General features: G+C 65.9%; 13 protein-coding genes. 8 read left to right on the plus strand and 5 right to left on the minus strand.

Going from position 1 to position 22014, the window contains the following annotated elements; genetic code table 11:
- Window positions 1–27: 27 nt before the first annotated feature.
- Window positions 28–906 carry an S-formylglutathione hydrolase gene (gene fghA / locus KMAL_RS00120; protein ID WP_110093909.1) on the minus strand — a complete coding sequence of 293 codons (879 nt, stop codon included), beginning with the start codon at window positions 904–906 and terminating at the stop codon, window positions 28–30.
- A 14-nt stretch (window positions 907–920) separates the two neighbouring features.
- Window positions 921–2036, minus strand: coding sequence for an S-(hydroxymethyl)glutathione dehydrogenase/class III alcohol dehydrogenase (locus tag KMAL_RS00125; protein WP_110093743.1), 1116 nt, complete (start codon window positions 2034–2036; stop codon window positions 921–923).
- 244 nt (window positions 2037–2280) lie between these two features.
- Between KMAL_RS00125 and KMAL_RS00130 the strand changes: the two genes are divergently transcribed.
- Window positions 2281–3156 carry a bestrophin family protein gene (locus tag KMAL_RS00130; RefSeq protein ID WP_110093744.1) on the plus strand — a complete coding sequence of 292 codons (876 nt, stop codon included), beginning with the start codon at window positions 2281–2283 and terminating at the stop codon, window positions 3154–3156.
- 76 nt (window positions 3157–3232) lie between these two features.
- The gene (locus KMAL_RS00135) at window positions 3233–3829 is read left to right on the plus strand and encodes a CarD family transcriptional regulator (protein ID WP_040510844.1); all 597 of its coding nucleotides are present in this window, start codon (window positions 3233–3235) and stop codon (window positions 3827–3829) included.
- Between the two features lie 101 nt (window positions 3830–3930).
- On the opposite strand, the gene KMAL_RS00140 is transcribed toward KMAL_RS00135, so the two are convergent.
- Window positions 3931–8118: a translocation/assembly module TamB domain-containing protein gene (locus KMAL_RS00140; RefSeq protein WP_110093745.1), complete on the minus strand. Its 4188-nt coding sequence runs from the start codon at window positions 8116–8118 to the stop codon at window positions 3931–3933.
- Window positions 8118–9989: an autotransporter assembly complex protein TamA gene (locus tag KMAL_RS00145; RefSeq protein WP_239019877.1), complete on the minus strand. Its 1872-nt coding sequence runs from the start codon at window positions 9987–9989 to the stop codon at window positions 8118–8120. Before KMAL_RS00145 ends, KMAL_RS00140 begins: the two co-directional genes overlap by 1 nt.
- A 630-nt stretch (window positions 9990–10619) precedes the next feature.
- On the opposite strand from KMAL_RS00145, the gene miaB reads away from it, so the two are divergent.
- The 6 genes from miaB to KMAL_RS00175 all read left to right on the plus strand — a co-directional run bounded on the left by miaB (window position 10620) and on the right by KMAL_RS00175 (window position 20052).
- Window positions 10620–12014 (plus strand): tRNA (N6-isopentenyl adenosine(37)-C2)-methylthiotransferase MiaB, encoded by a 1395-nt coding sequence (gene miaB, locus KMAL_RS00150; protein WP_110093910.1) that lies wholly within the window; start codon window positions 10620–10622, stop codon window positions 12012–12014.
- A gap of 17 nt (window positions 12015–12031) precedes the next feature.
- Window positions 12032–13183: a PhoH family protein gene (locus KMAL_RS00155; RefSeq protein ID WP_408887869.1), complete on the plus strand. Its 1152-nt coding sequence runs from the start codon at window positions 12032–12034 to the stop codon at window positions 13181–13183.
- 28 nt (window positions 13184–13211) lie between these two features.
- Complete coding sequence (gene ybeY, locus KMAL_RS00160; RefSeq protein ID WP_239019860.1) at window positions 13212–13760, plus strand: rRNA maturation RNase YbeY; 549 nt, start codon at window positions 13212–13214, stop codon at window positions 13758–13760.
- Window positions 13757–14692, plus strand: coding sequence for a hemolysin family protein (locus KMAL_RS00165; RefSeq protein WP_110093748.1), 936 nt, complete (start codon window positions 13757–13759; stop codon window positions 14690–14692). Before ybeY ends, KMAL_RS00165 begins: the two co-directional genes overlap by 4 nt.
- A 158-nt stretch (window positions 14693–14850) precedes the next feature.
- Window positions 14851–15471, plus strand: a complete 621-nt coding sequence (locus KMAL_RS00170; RefSeq protein ID WP_110093749.1) for a thioredoxin domain-containing protein — start codon at window positions 14851–14853, stop codon at window positions 15469–15471.
- A gap of 24 nt (window positions 15472–15495) precedes the next feature.
- Entirely contained in the window at window positions 15496–20052 is a 4557-nt protein-coding gene (locus KMAL_RS00175) for an AAA family ATPase (RefSeq protein WP_110093750.1), read from the plus strand.
- A gap of 66 nt (window positions 20053–20118) precedes the next feature.
- On the opposite strand, the gene KMAL_RS00180 is transcribed toward KMAL_RS00175, so the two are convergent.
- Window positions 20119–21639 (minus strand): acetyl-CoA hydrolase/transferase family protein, encoded by a 1521-nt coding sequence (locus KMAL_RS00180; protein ID WP_110093751.1) that lies wholly within the window; start codon window positions 21637–21639, stop codon window positions 20119–20121.
- Window positions 21640–22014 lie beyond the last annotated feature (375 nt).

Consider the following 22014-nt stretch of genomic DNA (forward strand, 5'->3'; position numbering starts at 1 on the left):
CAGCGGGCATGAGCCCGCCGGTGTCGTTTATCGGGCAGGTGTGCCGTTCAGGATCGCGGCATGGTGGCGGACATGGTCCTCGATAAAGGACTGGATGAACCAGTAGGAATGGTCGTATCCCGCATGCAGGCGCAGGTCCAGCGCCTGCCCGGCGGTGGCCGCCGCGTCACGGAACAGGTCCGGACGCAACTGGTCATGCAGGAACTGGTCCGCCTCCCCCTGATCGATCAGGATGGTGGTGGGATGGGTATGACCCACCCCCAGCAGCAGTGTTGCGTCATGCGCGGCCCATGTGGCGCGGTCGGCCCCGAGATAGGTGGAAAATGCCTTCTCCCCCCACGGCACGATGGCCGGATGGACAATCGGGGCAAAGGCGGAGACCGATTTCCATTTCTGCGGTGCACGCAGGGCATGGACCAGCGCGCCGTGCCCGCCCATGGAATGTCCCATGATCCCGCGGCGTGATCCATCCAGTGCGAACAGTCGTTCCGTAAGGCTGGGCAGCTCCTCGCCCACATAGGTTCCCATGCGGTAATGCGCATCCCATGGCGCGCGCGTGGCGTCGAGGTAGAAGCCTGCGCCGGTGCCAAGGTCGTAGGCATCGTCTTCGCCCGGCACCCCTGCCCCGCGCGGCGAGGTATCGGTCGCCACCAGCGCAATGCCATGGCGTGCGGCAAAGCGGATGGCGTTGGACTTGATCAGGAACGTCTCCTCGGTGCAGGTCAGGCCCGCAAGCAGGTGAATGACCGGCACGCGTTCCGCCATGCTGGCCCCTGCTGGCATGAATACGGCGAAACGCGCCTCCAGCCCCAGCGCGTGGGAGGCATGGCTGTAGAAGCCGACCCGGCCGCCACAGCACGCATGTTCCGCACGGATCGTCAGTTCCCCGCCCGGATCGGACAGCATCGCGGCATCCATGGTCAGAATTCGACCACGGTGCGGATGCTTTCGCCGCGCGCCATCATGTCAAAGCCTTCATTGATGCGCTCCAGCGGCAGGCGATGGGTGATCAGGTCGTCGATGTCGATGCGGTTTTCCATGTACCAGTCCACGATCTTCGGCACGTCGGTGCGCCCGCGCGCGCCACCGAAGGCCGAGCCGATCCAGCGCCGCCCGGTTACAAGCTGGAACGGGCGCGTGCTGATTTCCTGTCCCGCGCCCGCAACGCCGATGATGGTGGACACGCCCCATCCCCGGTGTGCGCATTCCAGCGCCTGACGCATCAGGGTGGGATTGCCGACACATTCAAAGGAATAGTCCGCCCCGCCCCCGGTCAGTTCGACCAGGTGCCCGACGATGTCACCATCGGGGCCAAGGTCATTCGGGTTGACGAAGTCGGTCATGCCGAATTTGCGGGCGATGGCTTCGCGCGCGGGGTTGATGTCTACGCCGATGATCCTGTCCGCGCCCACCATCTTCGCGCCCTGTATGACGTTCAGGCCGATCCCGCCCAGCCCGAAGACCACGACGGAGGCCCCGGCCTCCACCTTGGCGGTGAACAGGACCGCGCCGATGCCGGTGGTCACCCCGCAGCCGATATAGAACACCTTGTCGAAGGGCGCGTCGGGGCGGATTTTCGCCAGCGCGATTTCAGGCAGCACCGTATAGTTCGCAAATGTCGAGCAGCCCATGTAGTGGTGGATCGGCTGTCCCCTGAACGAAAAGCGCGACGTTCCGTCGGGCATCAGGCCCTTGCCCTGGGTTGCACGGATGGCGGTGCACAGGTTCGTCTTGCGCGACAGGCACGACTTGCATTCGCGGCATTCGGGGGTATAGAGCGGGATGACATGGTCGCCCGGCTTCAGGTGGCGCACGCCCGGCCCGACCTCGACCACGACGCCGGCGCCTTCATGGCCAAGGATTGCGGGAAACAATCCTTCGGGATCGGCGCCGGAGAGGGTGTACTTGTCAGTATGGCACAGGCCGGTCGCCTTGATTTCCACCAGAACCTCGCCCTCGCGCGGCCCTTCGAGCTGCACGGTCTCGATTTCCAGCGGTTTCCCTGCTTCGAACGCAACGGCGGCCCTGACATCCATGATCTGTAAACCCTTTTCCAGCAAGATAAAGTGACGGGTGGCGGGGACACATAAGAAACGCCCGACGCCCCTTGCGTCAATGTCGATACGACAGTGTGGGCGTGTGTGGCGGGTATTACAAATCATGCAATCGTGAGGGCGGGACGTTTCCCCCCATGCCGATATGGTATGTGCGGAAACCATGGTACGGGCCATCCGGTCCGTGCCATTTCCATCGACCCCATCATTTCAGGACATTGCCCAGATGATCGTGAATCGCCGGATCGGACTGTGGATACTCATGCGCGAGAGCCTGCTGTCGCTCGTGCTGCTGTGCGCGTGGGATGTGGTGGTTGTCGTCATGTTCCAGATCTATCATCAGGACTGGATGGAGCAGCCGACGCTGCCGATCTCCCTGATCGGCTCGGCGCTGGTGCTGTTCATGAGCTTCCGCAACAACACGGCCTACAACCGCTGGTGGGAGGCGCGCACCCTGTGGGGGGCGGTCACCAACAACAGCCGTTCCTTCGGGCGCCAGGTCGGGACGATCCTGCGCGGCAGCCCGGAACTGGCGCGTGCGATGGCGGCCTATCCGCATGCGCTGCGCGGCGCGCTGGGCCGCATCGACACGATGGAGGATGTCAGGCGTCTCCTGCCCGAAGAGATGCTGCGCGGGATCGAGGGACGCGCCAACATCCCGGCGGCGATCCTGTTCCAGCTGGGCCTCGGCGTTGACGCCCGTGCCCGCGCGCTGGGAATCGATGGCGCGCTGCAGGGGCAGATCGACCGCATCCTGTCGGACCTGAGCAACGCCCAGGGCGGGCTGGAGCGGATCCGCAACACGCCGCTGGCGATCCAGTTTTCCGTGCTGCCCAAGCTGGTGGCGACGGTCTTCTGCATCATCCTGCCGCTGTCGATGGTGCAGACGCTGGGATGGATCACGCCGCTGGGGTCGTCGCTGGTCGGGCTGCTGTTCGTTGCGCTGGACAAGATCGGCAGCGACCTGCAGGAACCCTTTGCCTCCACCCCGCATGGCATGCCGATGCGCACGATCGCGCGCACCATCGAAATCGACCTGCTGCAGTCATGTGGGGAAGCAGCCCCCCCTGCCCTTGCCGCCGTGCGGGGCGTGCAGAACTGAAAACATTTGGCGGACACACCCTCATGGCTTTCGATCAGTCAAGACATATGGGGAAATTTATGTTATATGACATGTCATGAGCATGTTCAGAACGACCCCGAAGGGCAGTGTGACCGATGCAATGGCGCGGACCGCCGCAGCAGTGACCGCCGCCGAAGCCAAGAGCAGCAAGCCGGAAAAGGACGAGGATCCGTTCCGCGAAGGTGACGCCATCGTCTATGCGGCGCATGGCGTGGGACGGGTTGACCGGATCGGCATTGACGAGATCGCGGGAACGAAGCTGGAAATGATCCAGATTTCGTTCCCCGGCAACCAGATGACGTTGCGTATCCCCCTGTCCAAGGCCCGCAAGTCCGGCCTGCGCAAGATCGTCTCGCGTGAGATCGTGGACAAGGCCATGGCGATCATCAAGGGCAAGCCGCATGTCAGTCGTGGCATGTGGGCGCGTCGTGCCGTCGCCTATCAGGAAAAGATCAATTCGGGCGATCTGGTCCAGATTGCCGAAGTGCTGCGCGACCTGCGCCGCAATGTCGACAGTCTCGACGGCAGCTTCAGCGAACGCAAGCTGTTCGAAGCCGCGCAGGAGCGTTTCGTGGCGGAGGTCGCTGTGCTCGAAGGCAAGGAACCCGCCATCGTGCTGGAAACGCTGACCGCCGTCATGAAGGCCGCCTGACCTTCCTGACCCCTTCCTTGACGTCTTTCCCCCGCCTGCCAGGCCTTTTGCCTGGCAGGCTTTTTCATGTTCCAGACCAGTGCCCTGCCCTGGAACATGCCTCAGTAATTGAACTGGTAGAGCAGGCCGATGCTGCTGCCGGGGTCATTTTCAGGGGTCGTGAAGCCGGTCACGTTGCCGCCGGTCCCGACCGTCGTGTTGAGCTTGAGGCGCTTGGTCAGGTCCACCTGCACCTGTGCCTGCGTGCCGGACCCCGATGTCGCCTGTTTCGCCCCGACATAGACGCCGCGCATGACGTATTTCCCGGCCTCGATACTGCCGGTGTCGTTGCCGCCCGAACCGTTGGACGAACTGCTCATCTGCAGGCGGTCGAGATGCAGCGTCTTGCGCACGATGCCCAGCGGGTCGAAGGCCGAGCCGCCGCTGATGGTGGCGATGGCCGAGGCGATTTCCGCCATCTGCGTGGGCGACAGCGACTGTGAATCCGTTCCGAACAGCAGGATCGCAAGGATCTGGTCCTGCGACAGCGGCGGGGTGGAGGAGAAGGTGATCTTCGGCGCGCTGGCGTAACCGCCGACATTCAGTCGCGCCGTGCCTTCGTTCGTGCTGCGCTCCGCCACGAAATCAAGGCTGGGGTCGATGGTGTGGGTGACGCCCATGCCATCGAACCCGACCTTGCCCTTGCTGAAGCTGAGTGAAATTCCCCCAAGGGCGAAGGTGCCCTTGGCCATGGAAAATGACCATGTCACTACGGGCGTGTCGGTGGTTCCGCCCAGATGCAGGTTGCCGTGCATTTCGGTATTCAGCCCATGCCCGCGCACAAAGAACTGCCCCGGGGAGCGCAGCGCAAGGTCAAGGCCGATGACCAGCGGGGATTGCGGCTGCTGGGCAGGCGTCGTGGCGTCTTCGGGGCGGATGACATTGAGGTGCGCGACCGATGTCGGCAGGGAATCCGGAATGTTCACGTCCACGCGTGACAGGGTGATATCCCCGCCTGCGTTGATGCGTGATGCAAGCTGCCCCTTGACGTTCAGGTTGGCGTCAAGGGTCGCGGTGATGAGGTCGCTCGCCAGCGGGCGGGCATTGCGTGCCGTCAGGGTCAGGTCAATGGGATGTCCGGGTTCGAATATGCCATAGGACCCTGCGGCCGTGATGGTCCCCTTGCCCGCGTTGGCATTGAGCGACTGGATGACAAGCCGGTTGCCCTGCGCCAGCACGCTGCCCCTGATTGCCGAAAGCTGCACGCCCTGCGCGTAATCATGGAACGTGCCGTCCGCAAGGTCGAGCGTGCCGGAGACAAGCGGGACTTTCGGCGTGCCGCGGACATCCACGTTCATCCGCAGCATGCCGCCCGCCTGCCGGGCCTGCGCGCCGAGATAGGCGTTCGCCGCGGCCAGGTCGATCGTGCCGGCGGAATGCAGCGCCAGCGTGCCGTTCATGCTGGTCGGCGCCTCCCCCTTCACGCTCAGCGCGACCTGCCGCCCGGCATTGAGGCTGGCGTCCACGCGCGCCGTGGCCCCGTTCAGCACCGCAGTCGCGTCAAGGCTGGCGGCGGCAAGGGAGGACGTATAGTCCGTATGGTATTTCAGTCCTTCGGCCTGCAGCGCAATCCGCCCGCCCGGTCGCGCCAGTATCCCGGTCAGCCGCGCCTGGGCCGAGATCTCGCCTTCCGCGCGCAGCGACGGCATCAGCGGGCGCAGCAGTGCTGGCGTGACATGCGCAAGGTCGGCCTTGAGGTCGAGGGCCGGCCGAACCGACCCGGCAATGTCGAGGCTTGCGGCCTGTCCCTGCGGTGGTGCAAGGCTCGCGCGTACATGATCGACGCCCAGTGTCGCGCCATAATTGACGGTAGCCGGGGCCAGCAGTTGCAGCCGTTCGCCGCGTGCCTCGGCCGACAGGGTGCGCGCCGTGGCCCTGTGTCCAGGGATGTCCAGCAGCAGCGCCGTATCAAAGCCCGCCGGGCCGAGTTGCGTCGTGCTCAGGCGTGACGTGGCGCTGACCAGCAGGGCGTTCAGCGGCCCCTTTGCGGTGACGTGGGCATTGGCCCGGATATCGTTGATGGCCGCATTGTCAATGCGCAGGTCCAGGTCCGGGTGCGGTGCATCCACCGGGTCGCGGATCGTGCCGCCAAGTTGCAGCCGCCCGATATTGGCCCAGGGCGAACCGATGGCCCCGTCAAGGTTGAGCGAGACGACCGGCGGCACCGTCGCCGTGCCGGCGGTGGTGTGTACGGCGGTTGCGACATGCCCGGTGATGTCATGCCCCAGAAGGTCGCGCCAGTCCGCCAGTCGCGCCATATGGATGTCCATCGTGCCCGATGGCACCATGTGCCCTTCCGGCAGGGCCATGTCCGCCTGTCCTGACAGGCTTTTCCACGACAGTTGCGCAAGGCGCAGGTGGCGTGTCCCGTCCCCGTCCGTCGCCAGTGATGCGGCCAGTGCGACTGGTGCGTGATCGAGCGTCCCCCTGATGGTGGCCTGTCCTTCACGCACTGCGGGCAGGTGGCGGAAATCCAGGTCGGTCGTCAGGTTCCCCGGCTGGATCTGTGGCGTTCCGATCTGTGTCTGCGCATGCACGATCGCGGCAAGGTCGTTGACCGGTCCCTTCGCCGTCAGCGTCACATTGCTCTGCCCGCGCAGGGAGGGCGCGAGTTTCTGCAGGTCAAGCAGCGCAAGCCGTGCCGTGAGGTCGAGTTGCGTGGGCGATGACAGCGTGACCGTGCCGCCGCTCGCATCCAGATGCAGGGTCTGCCCATCCACCGTCAGGGTCTGCAGGCGCATGATGCGCGGCGAACCGTCGGCGGGCGGCAGGCTGGCCATCACCTGCACCTGTCCCGTCCTGCCGATCAGGCCGACGGCCTGTGCCTGCCCGCCCGTCAACGCCACCTGACCATCAAGTGCGACCCGTCCCGCCGTTTTCGCGTCCGGCACGTCGAAATTCGCATGCAGGTGCGCGTTGCCGTCCAGTCGGGTGGAGGCGAGTGCCGCAAGCGGGGTGAGTTGCGGCAGGTCGAGCGTCACGTCGCCCTGTCGCGGGGCCGTGGTGCGGATGTTCCCCTTCAGTTGCATCAGGTCGTGATGCACCGTGATGTCGGCGGGCGCGCCCTGCGCATCGGGGTGCCATGTCAGGTCGATGGCAACCGGGCGTGCCGCAAACACGGTGGGATGCGCGCCCGGTATCCGCAGTCCGTCGATATCGGCATGGACGTTGATGGCATCGCCCGCGCCCTGACCCGAAAGCCCGCTGAAGACGGCGTGCAGGGTATTGAGGCCGGTCGCCCCCTGGTTCAGTTGCCCGATATCGAGGGTGCCCTGCCCGGTGGGGCGTTCCATCGTCCCGCCAAGTTCGGTGCGCAGCGCGATCGACTGCCATCCCGTATCCGGCCCCAGCATCATGGCCGGGGCGTCAAGGCTGGCGCGCAGGCGCATGGCATGGTGGATCAGCCCGACCTGCCCGTCGATCTGTGCCCGTGCCGCGCCCGCCTGCATCGCCAGCGCAAGGGTGCTGTGGTCACGCGGGCCGCTGGCATGCATGTCGAGGTTGAGCGGCGCGAGCATTGGCAGGCCGCTCAGCGTGCCGAGGAACCCTTCTTTCTCCTCATGGGCATGGACATCGAGTGCCAGGGTGCCGGTATCAAGCACCGTGTGGACCGACAGTTGCCCCGGCCGGTCCAGCCGATGGACCGCAAGGTCGATGTCGGCCGCAGGCAGCGTCGCGACCGATATGCCATTGAGGACGGGCGCGATATCCGCGAGGCGCGCATGCCCGTCCAGGCTGAAGGTCGCGGGCAGGCGCGCGATGGGCGCGCCGACATCGATGCGTGCGATATGGGCATGGCGGATATCCACGCCCATATGCAGGTTGTCGCTGCCCGGCTTGCCCGGCGGCGACGGGTGCGCGGGGTCTTCCTCGCTCAGGCGTGGAATGGACAGGTGGGCAATGGTGATATTGTCCACCACCGCCCTGCGCAGCAGCAGGCGCAGGGGCGACCAGTCCAGCGCAAGGTCGTCGATTGCAAGCCAGGTGCCGCGATAGTCGTCAAGTTCAAGATGCGCGATCCGTAGCGAATCAGGAAACCGCCCCGACAGCCCCGTCATCCGCACGCTGCCGCCCGTAAGGCCCGGCAGGCGGCGTTCGATTTCGTGGCGGCCCATCCCGGTATTGGCCCCCACAAGGATCAGCGCGAACGCCAGCACCACCAGCCCGGCAGGCACGCCCAGCAGCAGTCCGCCGAGTTTCAGCAGTTTCCGCCAGATGGCGGGACGGGCTGGTTCCTGCGTCTCGCTCATCAGAACGTTTCCCCCAACCCGACATACAGTTCCCATTTATCGCCGCGTGGCGGGCGGTTGAGCGGGACCGCGATGTCCAGCCGCACCGGCCCGATGGGCGTGTAGTAGCGTGCCCCCGCGCCCGCGCCCGCACGCAGCGTTCCCTTGAACGGCGTGCTGCCGTCGGACACCTGTCCCGCGTCGATAAAGCCGACCGCGCCGAATTTCTGCAAGATGCGCTGCCGGTATTCCAGCGACCCCGCATCCATTGACGTGCCGCCAATGGCATAGCGGCTGTTGGGGAACTGTGGTCCCACCCCCTGGTAGCGATAGCCGCGCACGGTCGCGCTGCCACCGGCATACAGCCGCTGGTCGGGGGGGATGGCATAGGTGGAGGCCCCTTCGACATTGCCGATCGTCCCGCGCACGGCGAACACGCTGCGTCCCTTTCGCGCCAGCCCGAGGTTTGCGAGGTCGAAATAGGTCGAGACCGTCGCCTGCATGATCATGAAGAACGATGTCCCGTCCTCCAGCGAGGCGGAGGGCGTGACATTCATGCTGATGCGCACGCCGTGGGTCGCGGGCATGATGGGGTTGTCCACGCCGGTCCCGTCATAGGTCGCGCTCAGCGGCAGGGAGGCGATGAAGTAGCTGTTCGTGCGTGACATCTGGTCGATGCGCTCTTGCTCTATTTCCCCGCCAAAGGCGACGTTCCAGTGCGAACTGATGCGGCGCACGATGCCCGCGCGGGCCAGCACGGCGGTCTGGCGGTAGGAATACAGAAGCTGGCGGATCCCCTCGATCCGGGCGCTGAGGTTCTGGTTGCGAGACCCGAAATCCGGCTTCATCAGGTCGGCATACAGGTCATAGCCCAGCCCCTGTTCGGCCGAACCGCCAAGTCCGGTGGCAAGCGCGGTCAGGCGCAGGCGCTCGGCATTGCCGAACAGGTTGCGATGCGTCCACGACACGCCCACGCGCCCGCCAAGGTCGGTGGAATATCCGCCCTCGACCCCGACGCTGTGCAGTTTCGATTCCGCGAAACTGAAATCCAGCGGCAATGTCCCGTCGGAGGCCAGTTTCTGGTCGTGATGGACCTGCACGTCGGAAAATACCCCCATCGACGACAGGCCCTGCCGGGCGGCTTCGATGCGTGACGGCTGGTACAGTTCGCCCGGCGCGATGGTCAGGCGCCGCACGACGTAGGCCGGATGGGTCCGGCGCAGCCCGCTGAAGCTGAAGGCGCCAAGGTTGACCACAGGCCCGCGCGTCACCGTGATGGCGACATCAATGGTGCGTGTCTGCGGACGCAGCCAGGCCTGCGGCGTGCTGACATCGGCCAGCGCATATCCCTCTTCCGCAAGTGTCGTCTGGAGCTGTGACTGGGCCTTGAGGATCGTAGCGGCCAGCGCGGGATCCCCGCTCCTGATGCCCAGCGCCTCATTTTCGTGGGCGTCGAGCCTTACCGCAGGCTGCCCCTTTGCCGCGACGATGCTGATGGCGCCGATATGGTACTGCGGCCCCTTGGTGATGGAAACGCTGATTTCCATCTTCTGGCTGGCGGGGATGGCCTGCATCCATTCCGGCAGGTCGGGGTCATGCCCGTCCTGCGGCGTTGATGTCCCGTTCTTGGAGGCGATCGCCGCCTGTATTGCGATCGTGGGGGCGTAATAACCGAAGCTTTCCAGCGCGCTGCGGATGCGGGCGTAGTCGTTGTGGATGCGCCCGACAAGGGCGAACGGGCTGACGGTATGGGTCTTCTGCAGCCCCAGCAGGTCGGAGGACGCGCGCACGGCGGCGTCGAGGTCCGCATTCCCGGTGGGATGGATCACGGTGACGTAGGGCTGCGGGTCGGCCGCATGCGCGGGTGCTCCGGCCATGCACAGCGCGGCCATGCACAGCGTCATGGTGGTCAGGCATGCTGGCATCCGCCATGGGGACTTGCGCGAAAATGTCCCGGTTTCAGCCGGTGCGGGCCACGATTGCCGTGTCGTCAGAAAGTGACGCAAAAACGTCAAGCCGTCCCCATTCCCGGTTCTGTCATCCATCCACCTGCCACAGGCATGTTAAGCACGGAGTCTGCGCATGGTGATATGGAAAATCCCTCTGTCTGGGTATCTGGCATTCCGGTGACGCATATTCAAACCCATATCCATTCAGGCCATCCGGGTCGAGGCCAGAATTAAGGGCCAAATATGGTCATAAGGTGAACATGGCCATGGAATGCGGGTGCAGGCCCAAGACCACGGGGCATGGCCCCGGCGTGTGCCGGTCATCCGGGCCGTCCCGTGGCGGCGGGAATGCCAAAACTGTCCTTGACAAAACCCCTGCGTCATCCGCCATGATCGGTGGGCACGATACATGAGTCGGTCATCCCATCGGGGGATAATGTCACGATATGGGTCCTTCGTCCTTTATGACATGTGGTTTCGGGTCTTGACCATCCGCGCGACACACACGATGTGTTTGCGCCGCCCCGCGGGATCGTCCCGCCCGATGTCAAGGAACCCGTTTGCGTGAATGAGATGACCCCCCTTCCCTGCGCCACCAGCGCGCGGTCCGGCAAGCAGGCACGCGGATTGCATGTCATTACGTGGGGCTGTCAGATGAACGTGTATGACAGCGAGCGGATGACCGATGTCCTGCGCCCGCTGGGCTACGAGGCGGTCGATGCGCCCGACCGCGCCGACATGATCATCCTTAATACCTGTCATATCCGTGACCGCGCGGCGGAGAAGGTGTTTTCCGAACTCGGGCGGCTGCGCCTGGTCAAGGAAGCCCGTGCGCAGGCCGGGCAGCAGACCGTTCTGGCCGTGGCGGGATGCGTGGCGCAGGCGGAAGGGCGCGAGATCCTGGCCCGTGCCCCCTATGTCGATATCGTGCTGGGGCCGCAAACCTATCATCGCCTGCCCGAAATGGTCGCCCGTGCCGCCCGTGCTGCGGGCGCCGTGATCGAGACCGACTTCCCGGTGGAGCAGAAATTCGACTTCCTCCCCCCCGAACGCGAGGTGCCGGAAGGCGGGGCGGCGTTCCTGACCATCCAGGAAGGGTGTGACAAGTTCTGCTCCTTCTGCGTCGTGCCCTACACCCGTGGCGCGGAAGCAAGCCGTCCCGTTGCCGCCGTGCTGGAGGAGGCGCGCCGGCTTGTGGCGCATGGCGTGCGCGAAATCACGCTGCTGGGCCAGAACGTCAATGCCTATCACGGCGAAGGCCCGGATGGCGCGACATGGGATCTTGCACGACTGGCGACGGAACTGGCCGACCGGGTCGGGGTCGAACGCATCCGCTACACCACGTCGCATCCGCGGGACATGGGTGACGGCCTGATCGCGGCCCATCGCGACCTGCCCGCGCTGATGCCGTTCCTTCACCTGCCGGTGCAGTCGGGTTCGGACCGGATCCTTGCGGCGATGAACCGTGGGCATACGGCGCAGGAATACCGCGACCTCGTGGTGCGCCTGCGTGCGGCGCGGCCAGACCTTGCGCTGTCGTCGGACTTCATCGTCGGCCATCCGGGCGAAACCGATGAGGATTTTGAACAGACGATGCAACTGATCCGCGACGTCGGCTTTGCTCAGGCATACTCGTTCAAATACTCGCCGCGTCCGGGCACGCCGGCATCGAATGCCGGCGCGCAGGTGCCGGAGGATGTGAAGGACGCAAGGTTGCAGCGGTTGCAGGCGTTGCTGCGTGAACAGCAGGATGCCTTCAACGCGGCCAGCGTGGGGCAGCGTGTGCGTGTGCTGTTCACCGGCCGCGGGCGCAAGCCGGGGCAGATTTCAGGCAAGAGCCCGTATCTGCAGGCCGTGCATGTCGAAGGTCCCGACAGCCTGATCGGACAGGTGGCGGAGGTCGATATCGTGAAGCTGTACACCAATTCACTCGGTGGTGTGCTGACAGGGGAGACAGAGAGGGCTTGAGAGAACACGCGGCATCCATGATCCCGTCCCGCCGCCCCGAGGGCGGCCGGAATCCTTCCGTCAACGGCAGGCCGCCCGCGGCGTCCGGCACCCATACCGTGACGATGCAGTTTGATGACAATGCCCTGCTTGCGCAGCTTGTGGGGGGACATGACCGCCATCTCCTCCACCTTGAGCGCGGGTTCGACGTGCGGCTGTCATGCCGGGGCAACAGGATCGCCATTACCGGAAGCCCCGAACGTGTTGCGGTGACGCAATCCGCCCTGACATCGCTGTACCGTCGCCTGCAGGAGGGCCATGCCCTCGATAGCGGGGAAGTGGATGCGGCCATCCGCATGTCCGCCCAGCTTTTTTCCGCCCCGGACACCTCTCGCGACACGTCAAAGGATCCGCGCCCCATGGCCCCTGTCTCCCCCCTTGCGCGGCCGGAGGTCGCGGCCGCGCGCGTGGCCGACCTTCCCACCATCATGACGCGTCGTGGCGCGATTGCGCCGCGTTCCGCCGGGCAGGCGCGCTACATGGACATGCTGGCGCGGCAGGAAATGGTCTTCGGCATCGGGCCTGCGGGCACGGGCAAGACCTACCTTGCCGTGGCGCAGGCCGTCGCCATGCTGCAGGCCGGCCAGGTGGACCGCATCGTCCTGTCCCGTCCCGCCGTCGAGGCGGGGGAGCGGCTGGGCTTCCTGCCCGGTGACATGAAGGACAAGATCGACCCCTACCTGCGCCCGCTCTATGACGCGCTGCATGACATGATGCCGGGGGACCAGGTGGTGCGCCGCATGGCCACGGGGGAGATCGAGGTCGCCCCCCTCGCCTTCATGCGCGGCCGCACGCTGGCGCACAGTTTCGTGATCCTTGATGAAGCGCAGAACACGACATCCGCGCAGATGAAGATGTTCCTGACCCGCATGGGCACGGGCACTCGCATGGTCATTACCGGCGACCTGAGCCAGATCGACCTGCCGCGCGGCGTGACATCGGGCCTGCGCGAGGCGGTGGAGACGCTCGAGGGGCTGCCCGGGATTGCCATGACACGGTTTGAATCGCGTGACGTAGTGCGTCATCCGCTGGTTGCGCGTATAGTGGATGCATACGATCAGCGTGCCGAGGCCAGCAAGGAGGCCACGCGCACCAGATCGCGGCAGGAGAACAATGGAACCGCGAAGTAGAATAGCCCCCGTCCCTTCACCGGACGGGGTGCATGAAGATACCAGGCCCGTCGGTCAGGATGACGGGCCGGTCCCACAATCGCCCTTTGGCGATGACATTGATGTCAGCATTACCGACCGGCGCTGGCATATGGCAATGCGTGACCCGGCACGCGAGGTGAAACGCGCGGTCCGGGCCGCGATGCGTGAACTGGGCGTGTCGGGGGGCGTAAGCGTCGTTCTGGCGGATGACCGCACCGTGCAGCGCCTGAACCACCTTCACCGCGACAGGAACAGGCCCACCAATGTCCTGACATTCGAATACGCCCCGGCGGGTTCGGGCGCGTGGCTGTGGGGCGGCGACATCATGCTTGCCTTCCCCACGGTCGCGCGGGAGGCGCGGGCGGCGGGGCGCACGGTGCGCAACCACATGATGCACCTGCTGGTCCATGGCGTGCTGCACCTGTCGGGATATGACCATCACCATGCGGGCGACGCGCGCGCCATGGAAATGGAGGAAGCGCGCATCCTGGGGCGGATGGGCATCCCCAACCCGTGGAAGCATCGCAATGGCCGCGCGGCCGGGGCCGCACGATGACGCGCACCCCTTCCCCGTCGGAAACCGGCGCGGCGGCGCCCCCGCCCCGCGGGCGTGGTTTCCTGTCCCTGTTCGGGCGGCGGCGCAACAGTGACCAGGGCCTGCGCCATTCGATCGCGGCGCTGGTCAAGGAAGCTGACGCGGCGGCTGACGACACGACGGAATCCCCGTCCTCGGAACTGGACCGGCAGGAACGGGCGCTTCTGGCCAATGTCCTGCGCCTGCGGGGCATTACCGCCGATGACGTGATGATCCCGCGTGCCGACATCGTGGCCATGCCCGCCTCCATCAGTCTGGACGAGGCGCTGGCGATGATGCGGCGCGAAAACCATTCGCGCATGCCGGTCTATCGCGACCAGCTTGATGACATCGTGGGCATGATCCATGTGAAGGACCTCATCGCCTATCTCGGCACCAGCGAGGCGTTCAGTATCGAACCACTGCTGCGCCAGCCATTGATGGTGGCGCCGCAACTGCCGGTGCTGGACCTGCTGTTGCAGATGCGGCTGCGGCATGTGCATCTTGCGCTTGTGATCGACGAATATGGTGGGATCGACGGACTGGTCACCATCGAGGACCTGATCGAAACCATCGTGGGCGACATCTCCGACGAACATGACGAACCCACGGTGGCGATGCTGCAGGAACGCAATGACGGCACGTTCGATGTCGATGCGCGCCTGCCCATCGCGCAATTCGAACAGCGCACCGGCCCCATCCTGACGCAGGATGAGCGCGAGGCGGAAATCGAGACGGTGGGCGGTCTCGTCTTCCGGCTTGCTGGCCATGTGCCCACCCGTGGCGAGGTCGTGACGCATGAAAGCGGCACGGTCTTTCGCATCCTTGATGCGGATGCCCGCCACATCCGCAAACTGCGGGTGCGTCCCGTTGCCGATCCCGTGGCGGACCCGGTCCCCGCGCCACAGAAATAGGACGCGCCCGTCCCGGTCGCGTGATACGCAGGTGACGTCCGACAGGCCAGCCAGCCGTGCTGGTGGCCATGGTCGGGCGTCACTGGCCTTGACGCACCCGTCCTTTGACAGTTCTTTGCGATATCACGATGCGTTTTCTTATCCGGAGGTCCGCTGCAATGCTTATCAAACGTCGCACACTGCTTGCTTCCGCCGCGCCGGCCCTGCTCCTTGGCGCCGGGGTGGCTTCGGGCGCGCGGGCGCAGGCGGCCGACCCGCGCCTTGCGATCCGGGCGCTGGGCAATCCATCTGCCAAGGTGCATGTCGAGGAATGGTTCTCCCTGACCTGCACCCACTGCGCGCGCTTTTCGCAGGAAGTCTTCCCCGAGGTCCGCAGCAAGCTGATCGATACGGGGAAGGTCTATTACATCTTCTGTGATTTCCCGCTGGACCAGGTCGCGCTGTCGGCCGCGATGATCGCCCGCGCCCTGCCCGGCGAGCGTTATGAGGCGTTCGTGCTGGCCCTGCTCGCCAGCCAGGACCGCTGGGCGTTTGGCAAGGACGTCAATCCGCAGGACGAACTGCGCAAGATGGCGGCGCTTGCGGGCATGTCGGCGGACCAGTTCCAGCAGACGCTGGCCGATGACAAGCTGCGTCATGCCATCATGGACGAGGAAGACCGCGCCCAGGCCCAGTACAAGATCGACGGCACCCCGACCTTCCGTTTCAACGACAAGGAACAGGTCTCGCAGGAACTGACCTATGAGCAGTTCGCCCAGAAGGTTGAATCCCTTTCCTGATTTTCCAAGGCAGCCGGTTTCTTCATGACAGCACGTTTCGTCCGCCTTCGCATTGCCGGGTTCAAGAGCTTTGCCGATCCGGCTTCCATCGAGATCCTGCCGGGCCTGACGGGTATTGTCGGCCCCAACGGGTGCGGCAAGTCGAATGTGGTCGAGGCCCTGCGCTGGACCATGGGGGAAACGTCCGCGCGGTCCCTGCGCGGTGGGGAAATGGATGACCTGATCTTCGCAGGCACCGCAGCGCGCCCCGCGCGCAACACGGCGGAGGTCACGCTGTCGCTGGAAGGCACGGCCGAGGTCGCCCCGCCCCCGTTCCAGGGGCAGGATGAACTGCAGGTTGTCCGGCGTGCCGAACGTGGCGCGGGAAGCGGGTATCGCATCAATGGCAAGGCCATGCGCGCGCGTGACGTGCAGACACTGTTTGCCGACCTGGCGTCGGGGGCGCGTTCGTCCGCGATGGTCAGCCAGGGGCGCGTCTCCGCCCTTGTGAATGCCCGTCCGGAAGAGCGGCGCACAATTCTGGAAGAAGCCGCCGGGATTACCGGACTGCATGGCCGGCGGCATGAAGCGGAACTGAAACTACGCGCAACCGAAGCGAACCTTGAACGTGCGGAGGACCTGCGCCTCCAGCTTGAGGCACGCCTTGGCGACCTGCAGGCACAGGCGACGCAGGCCGCGCGGTATCGCGAACTTTCGCAGGGCCTGCGTGAGAGCGAGACCATGCTGCTCGCGCTGCTGCATGCCCGCGCGCGCAATGCGGTGACGCAGGCGCGCGAGACCCTGCATGCCACCCGCCAGGCGCTGGTTGCGGCCGAGCAGGCGGCCGAGGATGCCACCATCGCGCAGTTCGAGGCGACACAGGCCCTGCCCGGCCTGCGCACGCAGGCCGACACCCAGCGCAGCCTGCTGGAACGGCACCGGGTGATGGCGGAAAATATCGCGGCCGAAGTCGCGCGGGCCAATGCCGCCGTGGCGGAGGCACAGGGCCGCCTTGGGCAGTGTCAGGACGATCATGAAGCCGCGCTTGCGCGTCTGGGGGACGCCCAAAGCATGCTGGAACGCCTGGAGGCGGAGCATGCGGACGCGCAGGCCGCCCTTGAGGCCCTGCCCGGCCGCCGGGAGCAGGCGCGTGAAGAACTCGCCCGTCTGGAGACGCAGTTGCGCGATCAGGGCGAGGCCCTTGAAAAGGCCAGCGTCGCCGCGCGGGAGGCGCAACTGCGTTTCACCCAGATGGAGGAAGCCCGCACGGCCGCCAGCGAACGGCAGGCCCAACTGCAGGCCCGCCATGATGACATCGCCGCCGAGGTCGCGCGCCTGCGTGCGGAAATGCCCGATGCGCAAACGCTTGCGGCGCTTGACGCGACGGTGGCGGCGGCAACGCAGGCCGCCCGGCAGGCCCGCGCCGAACTGGAAACGGCGACACAGCATCAGTCCGACTGCGTGCTGAAGGCGAATATCGCGCGCAACGAGGCGGCGGAGAGCCGTCGCCAGCACGAACAGGCCGCACAGGAACTGGAGCAGGCGACTGCACGGCTGGAGACCCTGCAGCGCGATCATGCCGCGCTGAACCAGCGCGAGGCGGAGGCACGCGGACTGCTGGTGGCGCAGGAGCGGATGGCGGCGCTGGAACGCGATGTCGCGACGTCCGAAGCTGCCTTTGACGCCGCGCGGGAGGTGCTGGAACGCGCGGAGGTGGTGCGCACCGAACGTGCGGCGATGGAAATGGAAGTCCGAGCCCGTGTGGAGCAGGCCGCCGCGCGGCGTAGTGCGCTGGAGCAGGCCACCCGTGCCGCACGTTCCGCCTGCGCCCGGGCAGCGGCCCAACTGGCCTCCCTCACGGAAGAAACCGCCCGGATCGAGCGCGAGGCCCTGCCCCCCGGAAAACTGGATGCCGCCATCGCGGCGCGCGAGGCGGCCGAGCAGGATCATGCCAGCGCGGAGGACGCCCTGCAGGCGGCTGAACGGCGGATTGCCGACAGCCGCACCGAAAGCGAGGCACAGGCACGGCGTCTGGGCGAACTGACCGCTACCGTGACGGGCATGGAGGCCGAGGCCGACGGACTGGCCAAGGCCCTTGCCGCCGATGGCGCGGCGCAGGACAGCGATGCCCCCGACCTTGCCACGCTGCTGCATATTCCCGAAGGGCTGGAGACCGCCCTCGCCGTCGTGCTGGCCGAAGGGCTGGAGGCATCGGTTTCATCCGGGGCGGCGCGGCAGTGGCGTGACCTGCCGGTCCTTGATGCCCCGGATTTTCCAGCGGGTGGCATCCGTCCCCTGCGCTCCCTGATTGACGCGCCGGAGGCACTGGCGCGCGTCCTCGCCTTTGCCGGTCTGCTTGACGATGGGGCGGATGGCGACGCATTGCAGCGCCAGCTTGCGCCGGGGCAATGCCTTGTAACGCGCGCTGGGGCATTGTGGCGGTGGGATGGGTACCGGCTTGCCGGAAACCTGCCCAGTCGCGCGGCGCTGAAACTGCGCCAGATCAACCGGCTGCGCGATATCCGTGCGGAACTTGAGCGGCTGCGGGCCGAACTTCCGGGTCGCAGGCAGGCTGCGGATGACGCGCAGGCCGCACTGGATGCGGCCACCGTGGCCATGAAGGAAATCCGCGCCCGGCGGGCCGGTGTCGAGGAGAAACTCGGCCAGTTACGGCGGCATGAAGCGGAACTCGGGCGGCAGGATGCGGCGGTGCGCGCGCGTCTGGACACGATTGCCGTGCAACTCGAAGCTGCGCGTGCCGCCGATGCCGAGGCGCGCCAGACTCTGGAGGCCGCGCAGCATGAGGAAGAGGCCGAGCCTGCCCCTGCCCTGCTGCAGACGGAACTTGAGCGTGCAGCCGCCGCCGCGGTCGCGGCCCGGCAGGAGGAAGCGCAGGCCCGCCAGGCGCGGCAGGAGACTCAGGGTAAACTCGAAGCGGCGCGGCGTGCCCTTAACGAAGCGACCAACCGCCATGGTGAGGCCGAGACGCGGCTTCAGGCGATCACGCCTGCCCTTGCCCGCATGGTGCAGGACCTGACGCAGGCGCGGCAGGATCATGAACGCGCGCAGGCCTATCAGGCGTCACTCCCGCCGCCGGCGCAGGCCACGGCCACGCTGGAAGCGGCGCAGCAGGCGGCGGAAGGTGCCGCGCAACGCCTGTCCGCCGCACAGGATGGCCGGGATCGGACGCAAAAGGCCCTTGAGGACGCAACGCAGGCCCGGACCGCAGCCGGAAACCGGCAGCATGAGATCCGCAGCATCCTTGATGCGCAGGAACCGCGCCTTGATGAGGTGACGCGGGAACTGGCCACCGTGTCCGAAACCTGCGCGCGTATCCTTGCGGATCAGGCAGCCCTGCCCGATCGTGACGTACTGGCCCGCGAGCTTGAGGCGTTGCGGGAAAAAACGGTCGCGACCCGGCAGGCGGAACAGGAATTGCGTGACCTGCTGGGACGTATCGGCACGGAACACGACACCCTGACCCAGCGTATTGCCACGGCCGTTGCCGGCCTGGCGGAATGGCGCGAACGTGTGGAGGCGACACAGCGCGACGTGGCGGCAACGCACGAGCGCCTGCGTGTCGCGCGGGAAGAGCATGCGCGCACGGCCCTGCAGCCCGAGGAGATCACGTCACGCAGCGAAGCCGTCGCCACCGACCTGTCCACGGCGGAGGAGCGCCACAACCAGTCGGCGGAAGCGCTGAAGGTGGCGGAAAACAGGCTGGCTGCGGCGCAGGCCGCGCGTGAAAAGGCGGATGCCGCGATGATCGGCATGCGTGAGGACGTGCTGCGCGCCGAAGGCAGGCAGGAGCAGGCCGATGCCATCCTTGCCCAACTCCTTGCGGAATCTCAGCCCCCGGCCGGTATCGTGCCCACGGACCTGAGCGAGACGGCCGAGGCGGGATTGCGGCGCAAGGTTGGCCGCCTTGCGCGGCAGCGTGAGGAACTGGGGCCGGTGAACCTGCGAGCGGAGATCGAGGCCAACGAGGCGGGAGAGCAGATCAACACCATCATGACCGAACGCGCGGAGCTTGAATCCGCGATAGCCCGGCTGCGTGGGACGATCGGTAACCTCAATCGTGAAGGCCGGGAACGGCTGATGGCGGTCTTTTCGCAGATCGACCAGCATTTCCAGTCACTGTTCACCCGCATGTTCAATGGCGGGCGGGCGCATCTGGGCATGGTCGGCAATGACGATCCCCTGCAGGCGGGGCTGGAAATCTATGCCCAGCCGCCGGGCAAGAAACTGGCGACCCTTTCGCTGCTGTCCGGTGGGGAACAGGCGCTGACGGCACTGTCGCTGATCTTCGCGGTCTTCCGCTGCAATCCCGCGCCGATCTGCGTGCTCGACGAAGTTGACGCGCCACTGGACGATGCCAATGTCGGCCGGTTCTGTGGCCTGCTTGGCGATATGGTGGCGGAGGCCGGTACGCGCTTCCTGGTCGTTACCCACCATCAGTTGACGATGGCGCATATGGACCGGCTGTATGGCGTGACCATGCAGGAACGCGGGGTCAGTCGCGTGCTGTCGATCGACCTGGAACGTGCGTCGGCCATGGTCGCGCAGGAGAACGCATCCCCCGCGCAGGCCGTATCTTCCTGACGCCATAACGGCATGGCGCAGGTTGGGCCAGCACGTCCTGCCGGACGGACTGGCCCGCCGTCATGCTCAGGACGGGAGCATGGAGCCCGTTTCGATGAAGCGCTGGTGCCATGACAGGGCTTCGGTCAGCAGGTGCGGCGACTGCTGCCCGAACGACCCGGCGCGGGCGCGCTTGTAGTAATCCTGCAGCATCGGGCGATAGTCGGGATGCGCGCAGTTGGCGATGATGACTTCGGCGCGCTGCTTGGGTGACAGGCCACGCAGGTCGGCCAGGCCCTGTTCGGTCACCAGGACCTGCGAATCCTGCGTGATGTGATCGACATGCGACGCCATCGGCACGATCGCGGAAATCTTGCCCCCCTTTGCCGTCGAGGGCGTCATGAAGACGGAGATGTAGGCATTGCGGGCAAAGTCGCCCGAGCCGCCGATTCCGTTCTGGATCTTCGAGCCCATGATCTGCGTGGAGTTCACGTTGCCATAGATGTCGGATTCGATCAGGCCGTTCATCGCGATACAGCCAAGGCGACGGATCAGGCCGGGATGGTTGCTGATGTCCTGCGGGCGCAGGATGATCTTCTTATGGAACTCCCGCATGCGGGCATTCAGCGATTCCGCCGCTTCGGGGCTGAGCGAGAATGCGGTGGCCGAGGCGACGCGCATCTTGCCCGTTTCCAGCATGCCCAGCATGCTGTCCTGGATCACCTCGGTGAACGCGGTCAGGTTTTCGAACGGCCCTTCCTCCAGTCCGCCCATCACGGCGTTGGCGACATTGCCCACGCCCGACTGCAGCGGCAGCAGCGACTGCGGCAGGCGGCCACGCGCGACCTCGTGGCGGAAGAATTCCATCAGGTGCCCTGCGATGGCCTTGGCCGAGGCATCGGGCGGGCTGAACGGCGCATTGCGGTCGGGCGCATGGGTTTCGACGATGGCCACGATCTTGGCCGGGTCCACCCGCAGCGACGTCTCGCCAATGCGTTCGTCAGGCCGGATCAGGGGAATGGGCTGGCGGTGCGGCGGCAGCGCGGTGCCGGTCCAGATGTCGTGCATCCCCTCCAGCGCGCTGTCCTGCCAGCTGTTGACCTCGATGATGACCTGTTTTGCCGTGTCGAGCCATGTCTTGGAGTTGCCGACCGAGGAGGACGGCACGATGCTGCCGTCCTCGCGGATGGCGGTGGCCTCGATGATGGCGGTGTCGATCTCGCCAAAGAACCCGGCCCATGCCATCGGCGCGACATGGCTGAGATGCATGTCGAGATATTCGGTCTCGCCCTTGTTGATGCGCGCGCGCAGCGTCGGGTCGGAGTTGTAGGGCATGCGGAAGGAGATGCCGTTGACCTTGGCCAGCGCACCGTCGAGTTCCGGCCCGGTGGAGGCACCCGTCAGCAGGCGGATACGGAAATCGTTGCCCTTGGCATGTTCACTTTCCATCAGGGCGGCCAGCGCCTCTGGGACCGCCTTGGGATAGCCTGCGCCGGTAAAGCCGCTGGTGCCGACCGTCATGCCGGGCTTGATGAACGACGCAGCCTGTTCTGCGGTCGTGATCTTTGCCCGGAGCGCCGTATTCCGGATTCGGGTGTGGTCGATCATGAACTTTCCCTCAAAGTCTTTTTGTGTGCGCCAGCGCATCTGCTGCACCGGGCCGGTTTGTCGTCGGTGATGGCCCCGTGCGGCATGGGGGCGCTTTTACACCCCCGTTGCGCGCAGGCCACCCGGTGCGCATTCCCATGTGCCGGCCCTGCCGGCCGGTTCGTGCCGTGACGTTTCCCCTTACAGGATTGTTACGGTGCAGGCGATATGGGGGAATGCGCATCGTTTTCCCTCCTGACATCTGTTCTCCGTCTCGGGGCGGGCGTCACAACAAAAGCGTGTGACAGTTGCACCGCGCCTGCATCACCGGCTTCACGATTGCTCTAGCGACGGATCTGGATATGATTATGCGCAACATAGGCATGTGATTTTCGC

The organism is Novacetimonas maltaceti, from assembly GCF_002906255.1.
Classification (GTDB): Bacteria; Pseudomonadota; Alphaproteobacteria; order Acetobacterales; family Acetobacteraceae; genus Novacetimonas; species Novacetimonas maltaceti.

Coding starts and splice junctions, on each gene's coding strand:
- fghA (WP_110093909.1), bottom strand. CDS start 906: ATGCTGTCCGATCCGGGCGGGGAACTGACGATCCGTGCGGAACATGCG.
- KMAL_RS00125 (WP_110093743.1), bottom strand. CDS start 2,036: ATGGATGTCAGGGCCGCCGTTGCGTTCGAAGCAGGGAAACCGCTGGAA.
- KMAL_RS00130 (WP_110093744.1), top strand. CDS start 2,281: ATGATCGTGAATCGCCGGATCGGACTGTGGATACTCATGCGCGAGAGC.
- KMAL_RS00135 (WP_040510844.1), top strand. CDS start 3,233: ATGAGCATGTTCAGAACGACCCCGAAGGGCAGTGTGACCGATGCAATG.
- KMAL_RS00140 (WP_110093745.1), bottom strand. CDS start 8,118: ATGAGCGAGACGCAGGAACCAGCCCGTCCCGCCATCTGGCGGAAACTG.
- KMAL_RS00145 (WP_239019877.1), bottom strand. CDS start 9,989: ATGGCCGCGCTGTGCATGGCCGGAGCACCCGCGCATGCGGCCGACCCG.
- miaB (WP_110093910.1), top strand. CDS start 10,620: ATGACCCCCCTTCCCTGCGCCACCAGCGCGCGGTCCGGCAAGCAGGCA.
- KMAL_RS00155 (WP_408887869.1), top strand. CDS start 12,032: ATGATCCCGTCCCGCCGCCCCGAGGGCGGCCGGAATCCTTCCGTCAAC.
- KMAL_RS00165 (WP_110093748.1), top strand. CDS start 13,757: ATGACGCGCACCCCTTCCCCGTCGGAAACCGGCGCGGCGGCGCCCCCG.
- KMAL_RS00170 (WP_110093749.1), top strand. CDS start 14,851: ATGCTTATCAAACGTCGCACACTGCTTGCTTCCGCCGCGCCGGCCCTG.
- KMAL_RS00175 (WP_110093750.1), top strand. CDS start 15,496: ATGACAGCACGTTTCGTCCGCCTTCGCATTGCCGGGTTCAAGAGCTTT.
- KMAL_RS00180 (WP_110093751.1), bottom strand. CDS start 21,639: ATGATCGACCACACCCGAATCCGGAATACGGCGCTCCGGGCAAAGATC.